Origin of the sequence: Streptomyces sp. NA02950 (assembly GCF_013364155.1) — a bacterium.
Taxonomy (GTDB): Bacteria; Actinomycetota; Actinomycetes; order Streptomycetales; family Streptomycetaceae; genus Streptomyces.
The window spans coordinates 5,600,996-5,614,058 of record NZ_CP054916.1; the positions used below are offsets into that span (position 1 = coordinate 5,600,996).

Sequence of the window (13,063 nt, forward strand, 5' to 3'; positions counted from 1 at the left end):
GGGCAGGGGGGCCGGGGAGGTCAGCCGGCGCCCCCTGCCCGGACCGCCCGGACCGCCCGGTGGCCGCCCCGCCCGTCCCCGTACCGCTGCCCCGCCCCGCCGGACCGGCCGGGCGGCCGGATGTCGCCGCCGCCGTCGACGAGGTCGAGCGGCAGCTCGACCAGGGCCGGCTCACCCAGGCCGTGGACCTGCTCGGGGCCGTCCTCCCGGTCGCGGCCGCCGAGCACGGTGAGCACTCCACCGTCGTACGCTCGCTGCGCGCGCAGTACGCGTCGACCCTCATGGACGACGGCCAGTACCGCCGCGCCCTGCCCGGACTGCGGCGGTCGGCCGACGAGTACGCCGCCGAGTCCGGCCCACGCACCGGTCGCTCCGGGCCGGTTACGAGGCCGCCCAGCTGCCCTGCTTCGAGCGCTGCGCCGCCACCGAGCCGGGCCCGCCGCTGGACATCCGCCGCCGGATCGGCCATCTGCCGCTCTCCCTCGGCGACCGCCCGGCCGCGCAGGACACCCTCGTCCGGCTGCCGCACGACGCGGAGCGGGTGCGCGGGCCGCACCATCCGCTCCCCGGCGAGATCCGCCGCACCCTGCGCCGGCTCGGTCAGGTCCGGTAGCCGGATCCCGGCGGATCCCGCGGGAGGCTGACCAAGACGCCGGTGAATCGTTGTCCAAGCAGTGGCCTGGGCCGCGCCGACTCCATACCATCGATCAACGCCAGATCGTCTGTCGCGCCGCACGATCTCTGCCGGGAGGCTCAATGATCCGCCGCCGTACTGCGCTCTCCGTCTCCGCCGCGTCCGCCCTGCTGCTCTCCGCCCCGCTCCTCACGGCCTGCGGCGAGGCCCCGCGCCCGGGTGCCGCCGCCGTGGTGGACGGCGACCGGATCACCGTCTCGCAGCTCCAGGCGCAGGTGAAGGACGTACGGGACGCGCAGCGCGGCTCACCCAAGGCCGACCAGCTCCTCGCGGCCGGCGGCCGGCTGAGCCAGGACACCCTGATCCGCATGATCCAGTTCCGCGTCATCGAGCGGGCGGGCAAGGACAACGGCGTCACCGTCACCCGCCGCGAGGTGCAGCGGGCCCGCGGCGAAGCCGAGCAGCAGGCGGGCAGCGGCGCCGCGCTGCGCGCCCTCTACCTGGAGCAGGGCATCGCCCCGGACCGGATCGACGAGGCCGTCCGGATGGACCTCACCCGCAGCGCGCTGCTGCGCAAGCTGGGCACCACCAAGGTCAACTCGGTCTTCGCCCGCACCTCCAAGGCGCTCGACATCGAGGTCAACCCGCGCTACGGGAAGTGGGACGACAACCAGGGCACCGCGGTCCTCGCCAAGGAGGCATGGCTGCGCACCTCGGGCGGCTCCCCGGAGGTTGCGTAAGTTACGTTGCAAGGGTGACCGCACCAGACTCAGCCGTCCCGGCCGACGCCGCCGCCACCGGCCGTATCGTCCTTCTCACCACCAGCCACCGGGTGGCGCCGGGGCTGCTGTCCTGGCCCGCGTGGCAGGCGCTGCGCGCCGCCGACCGGGTGCTGTGCGGCGACGGCGGCCATCCGCAGCTGCCCTATCTGCGGGAGGCGGGCATCACGGTGGAGCGGGCGGTGCCGACCGCGCGCGAACTGGTCGACCACTGCCGGTCCGGAGGCGGCCGCGGTGTCGTGGTGATCACCTCGGCGGACGGGGAGTCCGAGCTGACCGACGGGCTGGCCCGGCTGGCCGGTTCCGGCCGTGAGTCCATGCCGGACCTGGAACTGCTGCCCGGCTCCTACGACCTCCCCGGCGCCCGGCTGCTCGACCTGGTGCAGATCATGGACCGGATCCGGGCCGAATGCCCGTGGAGCGGTACCCGCACCAACGCGGAGCTGGTGAAGTACGGCATCGAGGAGGCGTACGAACTCGTCGAGGCCATCGAGGACGGCGACCGCGAGGCGCTGCGCGAGGAGCTCGGCGATGTGCTGCTCCAGGTCGTCTTCCACGCCCGGATCGCCGAGGACGACCCGGAGCTGCCGTTCTCGATCGACGACGTGGCGGGCGGCATCGTGGACAAGCTGATCCGCCGCCATCCGCATGTGTTCGGCGACGAGGCCGCCGAGACACCCGAGGACGTCAAGGCGCACTGGCTGCGCACCAAGGCGGTCGAGAAGCAACGCACCTCGGTCACAGAAGGGGTGCCGCTCGGTCAGCCCGCGCTGGCGCTCACCGCCAAGCTGGCCTCCCGCGCCCGGACCGCCGGGCTCGGTGTCCCGCTCCCGGAGGGCGAGGGCATCGGCTACGAACTGCTGGCGCTGGCGGTGCGCGCGGAGGCCGAGGGCATCGAGCCGGAGACCGCCCTGCGGGCCGCGGCCCGCGCCTACCGGGACGCGATACGCGCCGCGGAGGACTCCGCGGCGCGCTGAGGCGGGCGCGCGCGGGCGTGAGACAGCTGCCGGAGGGTACCCGGGCGCCATGTCCGCTTACGCTGTGGAACTCGCCGCCGACCGTGACCTGCTCATCGGGACAGGGCCGCTGGTCGTCGGCCTGGTGATCGTCGTGCTGTGCGTCGCGGCCGTCTGGTGGGGTATCCGGCTCCGGGCCCGTGAGCCGATGGCGTCCCGCCGTTCGCAACCCCGCTCCGGCGCCTGGCAGGAGCCCGGCGAAACCGACCGCGCGGCCCGGGAGTCGGGCCACGGCCCGGGACACCAGAACGGTGACGACGGGGTCGGCTATGTGACCGAGCACCGTGAGCCCGACGCACTGCCCCGCGACGGCGCCCGCCGCCGCCCGCACGAACTGGGCGGATCCGGCACCCGCGAGTCCGACTGAACCGGATCCGACGGGACGGGCCCGGACCCGGAGTCCACCGGGGCCGGGCCGTGCCGCGACGGGGCCGTGTCGCGACGGAGGGTCAGCGCCCCACCGGCACCGGTTCGAGGGTGGCCCGGAAGTGGCGCAGGATCGGCGACTGGTCGGTGATCCGGAAGCCGTGCACCGTGTCTGCCTCCTTGGCGATCTTCGCCAGGGTTTCGCCGACGTGGTCGTAGTGGCTGCGGGTGTAGACCCGGCGCGGCAGCGCCAGCCTGACCAGCTCGTACGGCGCGCTCTTGATCGGGTTGCCGTCCTCGTCCTCCTCGCCGAGGTAGAGGGAGCCCAGCTCGGCGGAGCGGATGCCGCCCTCCAGGTACAGCCGGCAGGCGAGGGCGTGGCCGGGGTAGTGGTGCGGCGGTATGTGCGGCAGCAGCCGCCCGGCGTTGAGATAGAGCGCGTGGAGGCCCGGCGGCTCGATGATGTCGACCCCCGCGGAGCGGACCCGGTGGGCGAGGTGGGCGGCGATGTCCGCGCGCTCCGCCAGATAGGCGGGCTCGGTCACCTCCGACAGCCCTTGGGCCATCATGTCGAGGTCGCGCCCGGCCAGCCCGCCGTAGGTCGCGAACCCCTCGGTGGCGATGAGGAGCAGCTCGCACCGCTGGGCGAGATCGGGGTCGTTCATCCCGATGAAGCCGCCGATGTGGACGATGCCGTCCTTCTTGGCGCTCATCATGCAGCCGTCCGCCAGGCGGAACGCTTCTTCAGCGACCTGACGGGGGGTGCGGTCGCGGTAGCCCTCCTCGTGGCGGGTCACCAGCCAGGCGTTCTCGGCGAACCGGGCGGCGTCCAGGAACAGGGGTACGCCGTACTGGCGGCAGAGGGCCGCGGTGCGCTTGAGGTTGTCCATGGAGACGGGCTGACCACCGCCGCCGTTGTTGGTGATGGTCATGACCACCACGGCGATCCGGGAGGCGTCCGGCCCGGTCAGCTGGCGGTGGAGCTCGTTCAGGTCGATATTGCCCTTGAACGGCTCGGTGCTGTCCAGGTTCTTGGCCTCGGGACACGGCAGGTCCCGGGCCTCGCAGTTGTTCAGCTCCACGTTGGCGCGCGTGGTGTCGAAGTGCGTGTTGGCCAGCACGATGGAGCCCGGCTTCAGCAGCGACGAGAAGAGCACGCGCTCGGCTGCCCGGCCCTGATGGGCGGGCAGGACGTGGGCGTAGCCGGTCAGTTCGGTGACCGTCTCATGGAACCGGTAGAACGACCGGGAGCCCGAGTAGGACTCATCCCCGGCCATGCCCGCGGCGAGCTGCGCGGCGGACAGCGCACCGGTGCCCGAGTCCGTGAGCAGATCGATGGTGACCTCTTCGGCGCGCAGGTCGAAGAGGTTGTGGTTGACGCGCTTCAGCGCTGCTTCACGCTGCTCCCGTGTGGTGACGGGAATGGGTTCGACGACCTTGATCCTGTACGGTTCCACGCTGACCGTTGCTCCTGTCCTTCTCTTGCTCGGTGTGCTGGTGATGTGTCACAGCGCCGCGCCCGCGCGCTCGTGGGAGGGAACCGCCCCGAGGGGCGGGCGGACCTCGTACGCCTCCGAGGAGACGTAGACGGTCACCCGTGGCGGCCGGCCCCGTTCGTGGACCAGCGCCACATACGCGATCAGGCCCACGCCGTCCTCCAGCCGGCGCGAGGTAATGGCGGCCAGCGCCCGGTCCAGCCAGGTGCTGTCGATGCCGTGCCGTCGCAGCACGGCCGTCGCCCGTTCCCGTGCCTGTCCGTCGTGCCGGACGTAGTCGCGGACGGGGACGTGGAGGGTGTACCCGCTGGGCAGACCGGTCGCCGTCTCCGTGAAGGAGTGGCAGGAGAGGGCCGGACGTCCGCTCAGCCGCCCCCCGCCGTCCGCGGGGAAGCCCCCGGCGGTGCGGAAGAACTCCTCGACCCGCTCCCGGCCCGGATGGGGTGTCGTCCGGGGGAGGACACCGGCCTCGGCGGCGGACAGCCCGTGGTGGGTGAGGTAGATCTTCGCCCGCGGCGCGTCCCAGTCCCCGAGGTCCAGGGCGAGGAACGGATAGGCGTCGGCCGGGGGCAGGGCGTCGAGCGCCCGGCGGTGGCCGAGCCTGCCCAGTGCCTCGCGCACCGTCTCGACGATCCGGTCCCGGCCGTTCGCGGCGGGGTTGAGGTACACCTTGACGCCGGGGACGCCGCCGGGGCGCAGCTCCAGCGCGCACCACAGGGCCAGCGGCCCTTCGGGTGAGGCGGGGAAGAACAGGTCCTCGAGGCGGTCGAGTTGGCCGGTGGCGAACCCCCAGCGGTCCGCCATCGTCCGGATGGCGCCGAGGCCGATCCGGCCGTTGGCCACCAGGTCGTCGCTTCCGCTTCCCGGCTCCAGCAGCACCCTCAGCCCCGGGGTCGTGCCGGGCAGGAAGGCGAGCGAGAACTCGACCGGGGTGTGGTCGTCGGACAGGAAGCTCCGGGCGGGCGGAAGCGCCAACGGCCGTTCGGCCACCGGCCCGAGAGCGTCGGTCAGCACCTGCGCGTAGGCCGTCGCGTCGGTGGGGCTCATCTCCACCGCATCGCACAGCCGGAGGAGTTGCTCGGCAGCGAGGCCGCCGAGCAGTCCGGTGTGCGTCCGCGATTCTCCGTGGCTGTCCGGATGGAATCCGGAATGTGCCGCGCTCACCATGCGGGAAAGGGGTGCGCTCCGGCTATCCCTATCGCACTGACGTTCGTACCGGGTGGTGCTTCCGCCCGTATGGAGTGCGCCGTGGATGGAATAGTAGTTCGATTGTTGAGTGCGCTCGGCCAGGATGTGAGTGAAACCGCTGAACGACGTCGATCGATGGTGTTGCCGACGGCCACAGGCCCCACGACAGCTCCTTATGGAATTTAGGCCAACGTGAATTTCGCGCTATGGCATACCCGACCGATTGAACATTCATGCAGCGTGAAACGGTGCCGCTACGTGGCGTGGGTCATACACGCCACCAAGCCAGGAAGGAGCTCCACAAGCCGCCTTTTTCGGGCTTGTTCCGCTGTTGGCCGTGGGAATCGTTCGTCGTGGAGGTTTCAGACACAGAAGGTATGGGCTGCTGGTTTTTGGGCGCTACAGGGGTGAAACGGGCGGGCAATGTGGACAGCCCGCGGTTGAAGGGCCCGGGGCGCCATGTCAGGCTCGACTCGGGCACCGCCAGCTCGATATCGGGCAGCCGGTTGAGGAGTTTCTCGATGGCCACCAGACCGATGAGTTGAGCGGGGTCCTTGGCCGGGCAGGCGTGCGGTCCCGCACTCCAGGCCAGATGGGCGCGCTTGCTGAGCACCTGGCGGGAGGCGGAGAGGCTGGGATCGGTATTGGCGGCCGCGATGCTCACCAGCACGAGGTCACCCGCGCGCAGTGTGGTCCCGGCGAACTCCACGTCCGACACGGGATAGTGCGGGGCGTAATTGGAGATGGGCGGGCTGTTCCACAGCACCTCGTCCATGGCGTCCTCGACCAGCATGCCGCCGCCCGCGTAGCGCTCGTCAGCGAGCAACAGCAGGAGTGCGTTGGCGATGAGGTTCCGCTGCGGTTCGGCACCGGCGCCGAGCAGCAGCACAAGCTGATGCGCCAGCTCTTCATCGGTCAATTGGGCATGGTGCTGCATAAGCCAGGAGGTGACGTCCTCCCCGGGCTTGGCGCGCTTGAGCGCGACCAGTTCGATAACGCTCTGCGTCAGTACTTCGTTCGCCTTTTCGGCATTGACTCCGTCAAAGATTCCGGAAATGCCGAAGATAACCCGGTCGCCGATTTCCGCCGGGCAGCCGAACAACTCGTTGAAGACGAAGAGCGGCAGCAGCTTGGCGTAGTCGTTGAGCAGATCGACCGAGCCGCGGGATATGAACTGGTCGATCAGATAGGTGGCGACGCGGTCGACGTGCCGGCTCAGCCGGTGGGAATCCACCCGGGCCAGGCTGTCGGTCACCGCCTGGCGCAGCCGCATGTGCTCCGCGCCATCGGTGAACATGCAGTTCGGCCGGTACTCCAGCAGCGGCACCACCGGGTTGTCCCGGCTGACCCGGCCCTCGTTGAACTCGCGCCAGCGGCGCGCGTCCTTCCGGAAGGTGTCGGGGTTCTGGAGCAGCCGGAGCGCCGCCGCGTAGTCCGTGACGAGCATGGCGTCCACGCCGGGGGACAGCTCAACCGGCGCGATCGGCCCGTAGGACCGCAGATGCGCGTAGAAGGCACCCGGATCGGCCGCGAACTCCGGCCCGTACAGCGGCACCCGCTCGCCGGTGTGGTGGGCGGGGCAGCCGGGGGGAGGCGTCGTGAAGTCCGATTGAGTGTCCATACTTGCTCCTAGCGGGTACGTTCCTGTAGATAGCGGACAAGGGCCATCAGCGCGTTGGCCGATGACTTCTCGTCACGTGCGTCACAGGTGACGATCGGGGTCTCGGGCAACAGGTCCAGAGCCTCACGCAGTTCGTGATCGGGGCGGACCGGAGTGCCGTCGAAATGGTTGACGGAAATCGCATAGGGCAGCCCGTACTGTTCCACCAGGTCAATCACGGGGAAGGATTCCTTCAGCCGTTCCGGATCGACCAGGATCAGTGCCCCGAGCGCACCCCGCGTCATGTCCTCCCATACCTGGACGAAGCGCTCCTGCCCCGGTGTTCCGAAGAGATACAGGACCAGCCTCTCGCTGAGCGTGAGGCGGCCGAAGTCCATGGCCACGGTGGTGGTCGTCTTGCCCCGGGTGCCCATCAGGTCGTCCACATGGGCACCTGCCTGCGTCATACGCTCCTCGGTGCGCAGCGGAGGAATCTCGGACATGGTGCCGATGAAGGTCGTCTTGCCGACCGCGAAATGCCCCACGACCAGGATTTTGGCCGCGATCTGCACCTGGTCGGCGAGATAGACGTCATCATCCGAAACGGGCCTGGAGCCCATCCAGTACCTCCTGAAGGAGCGAAACATCGACAAGCTGGGCGGGAGGCGCCGGAGCACGGGTCAGGAGATAGCCGTCGGCCGACAGATCGGACAGCAGGATCTTGACGATGCCGATGGGGAGTCCCATGTGTCCGGCTATCTCGGCAACCGAGAGATAGCCTCCTCCGCACAAGTCCAGCAGGCGGCGTTTCTCAGGGTCGAGGTGCCCCGGACGGACCTGGTCGGACGCGGTGACCAGAGTGATCAGATTGAACTGATCGTTGTCCAGCCGGCCGCGGCCGTTGGTGATGACGTACGGCCGCACTAACCGGGCCGACTCGGGTTCCTGCTCTTCTGGTGCCGTCATGCCTGGATACTCGTGTTTTCGCGAGGGGGAGTGGTCAGTACCTTGCCGAGCTGCCCGACGAGCTGCTGCATGCGGAAGGTGATGTCGGCCATGTCGACATCGGGAGCGGAGGAGACCGCCAGATACGCGCCTTCACCGGCGGAGATGAGGAAGACCCAGCCGCCGTCGAATTCGACCAGGGTCTGGCGCCAGTTCATCTGCGGATCACCGCAGAAGCCGCCCATGGTGCGGCTCAGCGACTGGATGCCGCTCATGGCGGCGGCCACGGTGTCGGCCTCGTCCTTCCGGACCTCCTGCGAACGGGCCATCAGCAGACCGTCGGCGGACACCAGGAGCGCATGACGTGCACCCGGCACTTCCAGGGCGCTGTCAAGCATCCAGGACAGGTCGTTGTTCACTGAGGATCATGCCCTTCCCTGTTCGGATTTGCGGAACGACCGGACTGTGTGCCGCGCTGGAAGGCACCCATGATCGAGGCGGTTTCCTCGCTCGACCGGGCGGGGGCAGTCGCGGAATCCTCTCTCGGCACGATGGAGATCGATCCCTTTCGGCGACGTTTGGGCAGGCCGCCGGCGGTGGAAGCGGGCTCCTCCGGCACGTCGGCGGTGGGGGTACGGGACACCGGCGGTTCTTCCGGCTCGGGCATATTGGTCAGCAGGTCCTCGGGAAGAAGCACAACCGCGCGCACACCACCGTAGGGAGAGGCCGAGTCGACGGAGACGTTGAAGCCGTACCGGGCGGCCAGCACACCGATGACCGCGAAGCCGAACTGCGGCGGATTGCCCAGACCCGTCACACCCGTCGCACGCTGGGCCGACAGCAGCTGATCGGCCCGGTTCTTCTCCTCCTCGTTCATACCGACACCGGCGTCGTCGATGATGATGCAGACGCCCTTGGGAACGGTACGGATGGTGATGTCGATCGGTGAGTCCGGCGCCGAGTAACTGGTCGCGTTGTCCAGCAGCTCGGCGAGGGCCAGCGCGACCGGCTCGACGGCCCGGCTGGTGAGCGCGAAATTGCTCTGGGAACGGATTTCCACACGCGTGTAGTGACGGATGCGGCCCTTCGCGGAACGCACCACGTCGTACACTGAGGCGACGGCCCGCTGACGGCCGAGCCAGCCGTCGCAGAGGACGGCGATGGACTGGGCACGCCGACCGAACTGCGAGTTCATGTGGTCGATTTCCAGCAGATCCTGGAGAATATGGTGCTCGCCGTATCTGTCCTGGAGCTTGGAAATCGCCAGCTGCTGTTCGTTGGCGAGACCCTGAAGCGTTCGCATGGCCGACTTGAGCGCGCTCTTGGTGGCCTCTTCCGCGCGGACCTGGGCTTCCTGGACCGCCGAGGAGTAATGGTTCTCAAGGTCCGTGCAGCGGTTTTCGACTTCCGCCTTTTCGGAGCGCAGTTTCGCTTGCGCCTTTCGCCCGCGGAATATGGCAGTTGCAGCGAGAGGCGTGCCTGCGATCAGGGCCCAGAATGCTGGATCCTGTATGTATTGCGTCATGAGACTCTCTTTAACGACTAGACCGCCAGGGACTGAAAGGAGGTGTTGCGCGTCTGGTGGTTCCGGATGGGCGGTGGGGCGGCAGTGAATAGCCGCCCGCGCGGCGGTGATTCAGCGCCCGTACGGCGCCCGCAAGGTCCGGGGACATCGCAGCCGTGTTGCCGACGGCAGCGCGTAGGCGTCGGTGCGCCTAAACGGCTCCGTATGCCCGACTGGCGGCATAATGCTCCTCAGAGTGGGGACCTTCCCGGCTGATTTACCGGATCGCCGTGTGTCTTACGCGCCCTTGGCTCGCCTGGCAAGCGCGGTGATCGTATCACCAGCAAGGGGTGGCCCCGTGCATGTGCCTCAGTCCCATTCGCCATCTGACGGCATTTCAGCCATGCCGCTATTTACGCGCGTTGACCGACGTCAGCGGGTGTAACGCCATGTCATACGCCGTTCGGTGCAACATCCGAGAGGCGCCGTCCGTAGCCGCCTCATATCCGGGCAATCAACCCCGGCCACGGGTGACTCGTGGAGGGAATGTGGAGATATCCCGAGGATTGCTCTCGGTGCTTATCTCCATTCATTGCTATTGATGCCCATTCATCCGGTATAGCCGGTAAGGGGCGTATCGGAGAGGCAGGAGCAGTCGGCCGGTATCGTCGGAGGGGTGCCCGAGCAGCCCCGTGACATTCCCGCTCCCACCCTCTTCACCTGGGAGTTCGCCGCCGATCCCTACCCCGCGTACGCCTGGCTGCGCGATCATGCCCCGGTCCGCAGGACCACACTCCCCAGCGGTGTCGAGGCATGGCTGGTGACCCGCTACGCCGACGCCCGGCAGGCATTGGCCGATCCCCGGCTGTCGAAGAACCCGCAAGCCCACCGCGAGTCAGCCCATGTCCGCGGCAAGGTGGGCATCCCCGGTGAGCAACGTGCCGATCTGATGACACATCTGCTCAATATCGATCCGCCGGACCACACCCGGCTCCGGCGGCTGGTGTCAAAGGCATTCACCCCGCGCCGGGTCGCCGCGTTCGCCCCGCGGGTACGGGAGCTGACCGACGGGCTCATCGACGCCTTTGAGGAGAACTCCGAAAAAACCTTGGGGGAGGGGGAAAGGAGAGAGGCGGATCTGATCCACGAGTTCGCCTTCCCCCTCCCCATCTACGCGATCTGCGATCTGCTCGGGGTGCCCCGCGAAGATCAGGACGACTTCCGGGACTGGGCGGGTTCCATGATCCGGCACGGCGGCGGTCCGCGCGGCGGAGTGGCCCGCGCCGTGAAACACATCCGCGCCTACCTCGCCGAACTGATCCACCGCAAACGGGAGACGCTCGGCGCGGAAGGGGAGGACGAGGACCTCATCTCCGGGCTGATCCGGGCCAGCGACCACGGGGAGCACCTCACCGAGAACGAGGCCGCGGCGATGGCCTTCATCCTCTTGTTCGCCGGGTTCGAGACCACGGTCAATCTGATCGGCAACGGGATGTACGCACTGCTGCGCCATCCGGTTCAGCGCGCCCGGCTCCAGCGGGCCCTGGAAGAAGGGGACGAGCGGTTCCTCGCCGCGGGTATCGAGGAACTGCTGCGCTACGACGGCCCGGTGGAGATCGCCACCTGGCGGTTCGCCACCGAGCCGCTGACCATCGGCGGGCAGCGGATCGCCGAGGGCGAACCGGTGCTGGTGGTGCTCGCCGCCGCCGATCGCGACCCCGAGCGGTTCCCCGACCCCGATGTGCTCGACCTCCGCCGTACCGACAACCAGCACCTGGGCTACGGACACGGCATCCACTACTGTCTGGGCGCCCCGCTCGCCCGGCTGGAGGCGCAGACCGCCATCGGTACCCTGCTGCGGCGGCTGCCCGATCTCCGGCTTGCGGTGGATTCGGACGATCTGCGCTGGCGCGGCGGGCTGATCATGCGCGGGCTGCGCACCCTCCCCGTGACCTGGAATTCCCCCGGCCGCTGAATCGCCGAAGCCCCGTGGCGGGCGACATAGGTGACGAATGTTCAGCGATGTGACCGGGGCGTGACCTGGGATACACCGGCTTGTGATGATCGAGTGCCGTCGCTATGTTCAACCGACAACTCGACGCCCACACGAGAGGCCACCACATGCGTTCCGGGAACGGTCGACACCGCCGCCCCCGTCAGGCTCCGGCCATCGTCGTCGCGGCGGGCATCACAGGTGCCGGGCTCGCCATCCCGCTCTTCGGCGCCAGCGGCGCCCAGGCCGCCTCCACCGCCCACTGGGACAAGGTCGCCGAGTGCGAGAGCGGTGGGATGTGGAGCGCCAACGAGGGCAACGGCTTCTACGGCGGCCTCCAGCTCACCCTGGGCATGTGGAAGGAGTACGGGGGCACCGCCTACGCGCCGCGTCCCGATCTGGCCAGCCGCTCCCAGCAGATATCCGTGGCCCAGTCGATCCTTGACGACCGTGGCCCGGACGCCTGGCCCAGCTGCGCGGTGAACGCGGGACTCACCGACGGCGGTGACGCCCCCGAGGTGGACCCCGGTTTCACCCTGGCGCCGCCCACGGGTCAGCGCGGGGACGACGGGGAGGATCGTGAGCACGACGGCTCCTCGGCCGAGGAGCGCGACGGCGCATCGGACTCCTCCGGCTCGTCGGACGCGTCAAACGAGCGCCGGACGCCCGGCGACGACGAGGAGAGCGGAACGCCTTCCCCGTCCGCCTCCCCCGGCGGAGAGGGCGAGGACTCCCCGTCGCCCTCCCCCTCGACCACGAAGTCCGACGACGCCCCGGCGTCCCCGGACGCCCCGGACGAGAGCGCCGACGCGCCCACCGGACGGCACCGCGGTGCCGAGCACCCGGCCGAGGCGAAGGGCGACGAGGAGCCCCGGCGGCCCTCCGGACGGCATGCCTCGCGGGACGGCGCGGACCGCGCCGAGAAGCCCTCGGAGGACGGCTACACGGTGCAGCCCGGTGACAGCCTTTCAGGCATCGCCGACAGCCAGGACCTCACGAGCGGCTGGCACGGCCTCTACGAAAGCAACGAAAGCCTCATCGGGGACAATCCGGATTTGATCCTCCCTGGTCAGCGTCTGGACCTCGGCGCCAAGGGACGGTAGTCCGGGGTGAATTGCCCGATCTGGCTCCGGTGAGACATACATCTCGTCACATTTTCCGGTGCGCACCCCCTGCCCGATCTCTCCTCACCCGGCCCTACCTGCGTAGATGTGGGCCGGGTGAGATCAAATACAGCACCTCTCGCTGCGAATGGGGCGTTTGAACCTTCTCGGGGGGTGTGTTTACGGTCTTCCCGCTCGCCACCGCGGGCACCGTCGATCGCACGCCGAATCCTGCCGGCGGTCGGGGGGAACCGACGCGTCAGCGCCGAAGGCAGGAGCGGGGGACCCAAGGTAGGTGCCGAATGGCCTGTGGATGCGGGCTCGTCGGCTTGGGGTGAAGCCGGGTGTGATCGATCGCCGATCGTTCATGACCGGCCGGGCAACTCACGTCCGAACCCGACAGCTCACCTCGTAGGCGTCGGTGAGGAAACGAACCAAC

General features: G+C 69.1%; 12 protein-coding genes, 1 pseudogene and 1 riboswitch. Of the genes and pseudogenes, 6 read left to right on the forward strand and 7 right to left on the reverse strand.

Annotation, left to right across the window (positions count from 1 at the left end; translation table 11 throughout):
* Positions 1 to 107: 107 nt before the first annotated feature.
* The 4 genes and pseudogenes from HUT19_RS43165 to HUT19_RS24570 all read left to right on the forward strand — a co-directional run.
* Positions 108 to 613, forward strand: a pseudogene (locus HUT19_RS43165) (serine/threonine protein kinase); the annotation flags it as partial.
* Positions 614 to 756: 143 nt separating this feature from the next.
* Positions 757 to 1,374: a SurA N-terminal domain-containing protein gene (locus HUT19_RS24560; protein WP_176182532.1), complete on the forward strand. Its 618-nt coding sequence runs from the start codon at positions 757 to 759 to the stop codon at positions 1,372 to 1,374.
* Positions 1,335 to 2,390 (forward strand): nucleoside triphosphate pyrophosphohydrolase, encoded by a 1,056-nt coding sequence (locus tag HUT19_RS24565; protein WP_176182533.1) that lies wholly within the window; start codon positions 1,335 to 1,337, stop codon positions 2,388 to 2,390. The genes HUT19_RS24560 and HUT19_RS24565 overlap by 40 nt, the downstream gene beginning before the upstream one ends.
* A 49-nt stretch (positions 2,391 to 2,439) precedes the next feature.
* A complete protein-coding gene (locus HUT19_RS24570; RefSeq protein ID WP_176182534.1) occupies positions 2,440 to 2,796 on the forward strand; it encodes a DUF6479 family protein in 357 nt (118 codons plus the stop codon).
* A gap of 82 nt (positions 2,797 to 2,878) precedes the next feature.
* On the opposite strand, the gene HUT19_RS43170 is transcribed toward HUT19_RS24570, so the two are convergent.
* From HUT19_RS43170 to HUT19_RS24600, 7 genes are all read right to left on the reverse strand, one after another.
* Positions 2,879 to 4,252, reverse strand: coding sequence for a tryptophanase (locus HUT19_RS43170; RefSeq protein WP_254885759.1), 1,374 nt, complete (start codon positions 4,250 to 4,252; stop codon positions 2,879 to 2,881).
* A gap of 48 nt (positions 4,253 to 4,300) precedes the next feature.
* On the reverse strand, positions 4,301 to 5,458 hold the full coding sequence (locus tag HUT19_RS43175) for a tryptophan dimethylallyltransferase family protein (RefSeq protein WP_303332070.1): 1,158 nt from the start codon (positions 5,456 to 5,458) through the stop codon (positions 4,301 to 4,303).
* Positions 5,459 to 5,747: 289 nt separating this feature from the next.
* The gene (locus tag HUT19_RS24580; RefSeq protein ID WP_176182535.1) at positions 5,748 to 7,100 is read right to left on the reverse strand and encodes a cytochrome P450; all 1,353 of its coding nucleotides are present in this window, start codon (positions 7,098 to 7,100) and stop codon (positions 5,748 to 5,750) included.
* An 8-nt stretch (positions 7,101 to 7,108) separates the two neighbouring features.
* Complete coding sequence (locus HUT19_RS24585; RefSeq protein ID WP_176182536.1) at positions 7,109 to 7,699, reverse strand: ATP/GTP-binding protein; 591 nt, start codon at positions 7,697 to 7,699, stop codon at positions 7,109 to 7,111.
* Positions 7,674 to 8,045 (reverse strand): DUF742 domain-containing protein, encoded by a 372-nt coding sequence (locus HUT19_RS24590; RefSeq protein WP_176182537.1) that lies wholly within the window; start codon positions 8,043 to 8,045, stop codon positions 7,674 to 7,676. The genes HUT19_RS24585 and HUT19_RS24590 overlap by 26 nt, the downstream gene beginning before the upstream one ends.
* Positions 8,042 to 8,443, reverse strand: coding sequence for a roadblock/LC7 domain-containing protein (locus HUT19_RS24595; protein ID WP_176182538.1), 402 nt, complete (start codon positions 8,441 to 8,443; stop codon positions 8,042 to 8,044). The genes HUT19_RS24590 and HUT19_RS24595 overlap by 4 nt, the downstream gene beginning before the upstream one ends.
* On the reverse strand, positions 8,440 to 9,549 hold the full coding sequence (locus HUT19_RS24600; RefSeq protein ID WP_176182539.1) for a sensor histidine kinase: 1,110 nt from the start codon (positions 9,547 to 9,549) through the stop codon (positions 8,440 to 8,442). The genes HUT19_RS24595 and HUT19_RS24600 overlap by 4 nt, the downstream gene beginning before the upstream one ends.
* Positions 9,550 to 10,204: 655 nt before the next feature.
* Here HUT19_RS24600 and HUT19_RS24605 point away from each other — a divergent pair.
* Positions 10,205 to 11,503 (forward strand): cytochrome P450, encoded by a 1,299-nt coding sequence (locus tag HUT19_RS24605; RefSeq protein WP_176182540.1) that lies wholly within the window; start codon positions 10,205 to 10,207, stop codon positions 11,501 to 11,503.
* A 146-nt stretch (positions 11,504 to 11,649) separates the two neighbouring features.
* A complete protein-coding gene (locus tag HUT19_RS44045) occupies positions 11,650 to 12,624 on the forward strand; it encodes a transglycosylase family protein (protein ID WP_176182541.1) in 975 nt (324 codons plus the stop codon).
* A 253-nt stretch (positions 12,625 to 12,877) separates the two neighbouring features.
* A riboswitch (cyclic di-AMP (ydaO/yuaA leader) is annotated at positions 12,878 to 13,057 on the forward strand.
* The last annotated feature ends 6 nt before the right edge of the window (positions 13,058 to 13,063 follow it).

What these genes read in the sequence shown, in the direction of transcription:
- HUT19_RS24585 (WP_176182536.1), bottom strand. Translation starts at nt 7,699, where the DNA reads ATGGGCTCCAGGCCCGTTTCGGATGATGACGTCTATCTCGCCGACCAG.
- HUT19_RS43175 (WP_303332070.1), bottom strand. Translation starts at nt 5,458, where the DNA reads ATGGTGAGCGCGGCACATTCCGGATTCCATCCGGACAGCCACGGAGAA.
- HUT19_RS24570 (WP_176182534.1), top strand. Translation starts at nt 2,440, where the DNA reads ATGTCCGCTTACGCTGTGGAACTCGCCGCCGACCGTGACCTGCTCATC.
- HUT19_RS24580 (WP_176182535.1), bottom strand. Translation starts at nt 7,100, where the DNA reads ATGGACACTCAATCGGACTTCACGACGCCTCCCCCCGGCTGCCCCGCC.
- HUT19_RS24565 (WP_176182533.1), top strand. Translation starts at nt 1,335, where the DNA reads ATGGCTGCGCACCTCGGGCGGCTCCCCGGAGGTTGCGTAAGTTACGTT.
- HUT19_RS24600 (WP_176182539.1), bottom strand. Translation starts at nt 9,549, where the DNA reads ATGACGCAATACATACAGGATCCAGCATTCTGGGCCCTGATCGCAGGC.
- HUT19_RS44045 (WP_176182541.1), top strand. Translation starts at nt 11,650, where the DNA reads ATGCGTTCCGGGAACGGTCGACACCGCCGCCCCCGTCAGGCTCCGGCC.
- HUT19_RS24560 (WP_176182532.1), top strand. Translation starts at nt 757, where the DNA reads ATGATCCGCCGCCGTACTGCGCTCTCCGTCTCCGCCGCGTCCGCCCTG.
- HUT19_RS24590 (WP_176182537.1), bottom strand. Translation starts at nt 8,045, where the DNA reads ATGACGGCACCAGAAGAGCAGGAACCCGAGTCGGCCCGGTTAGTGCGG.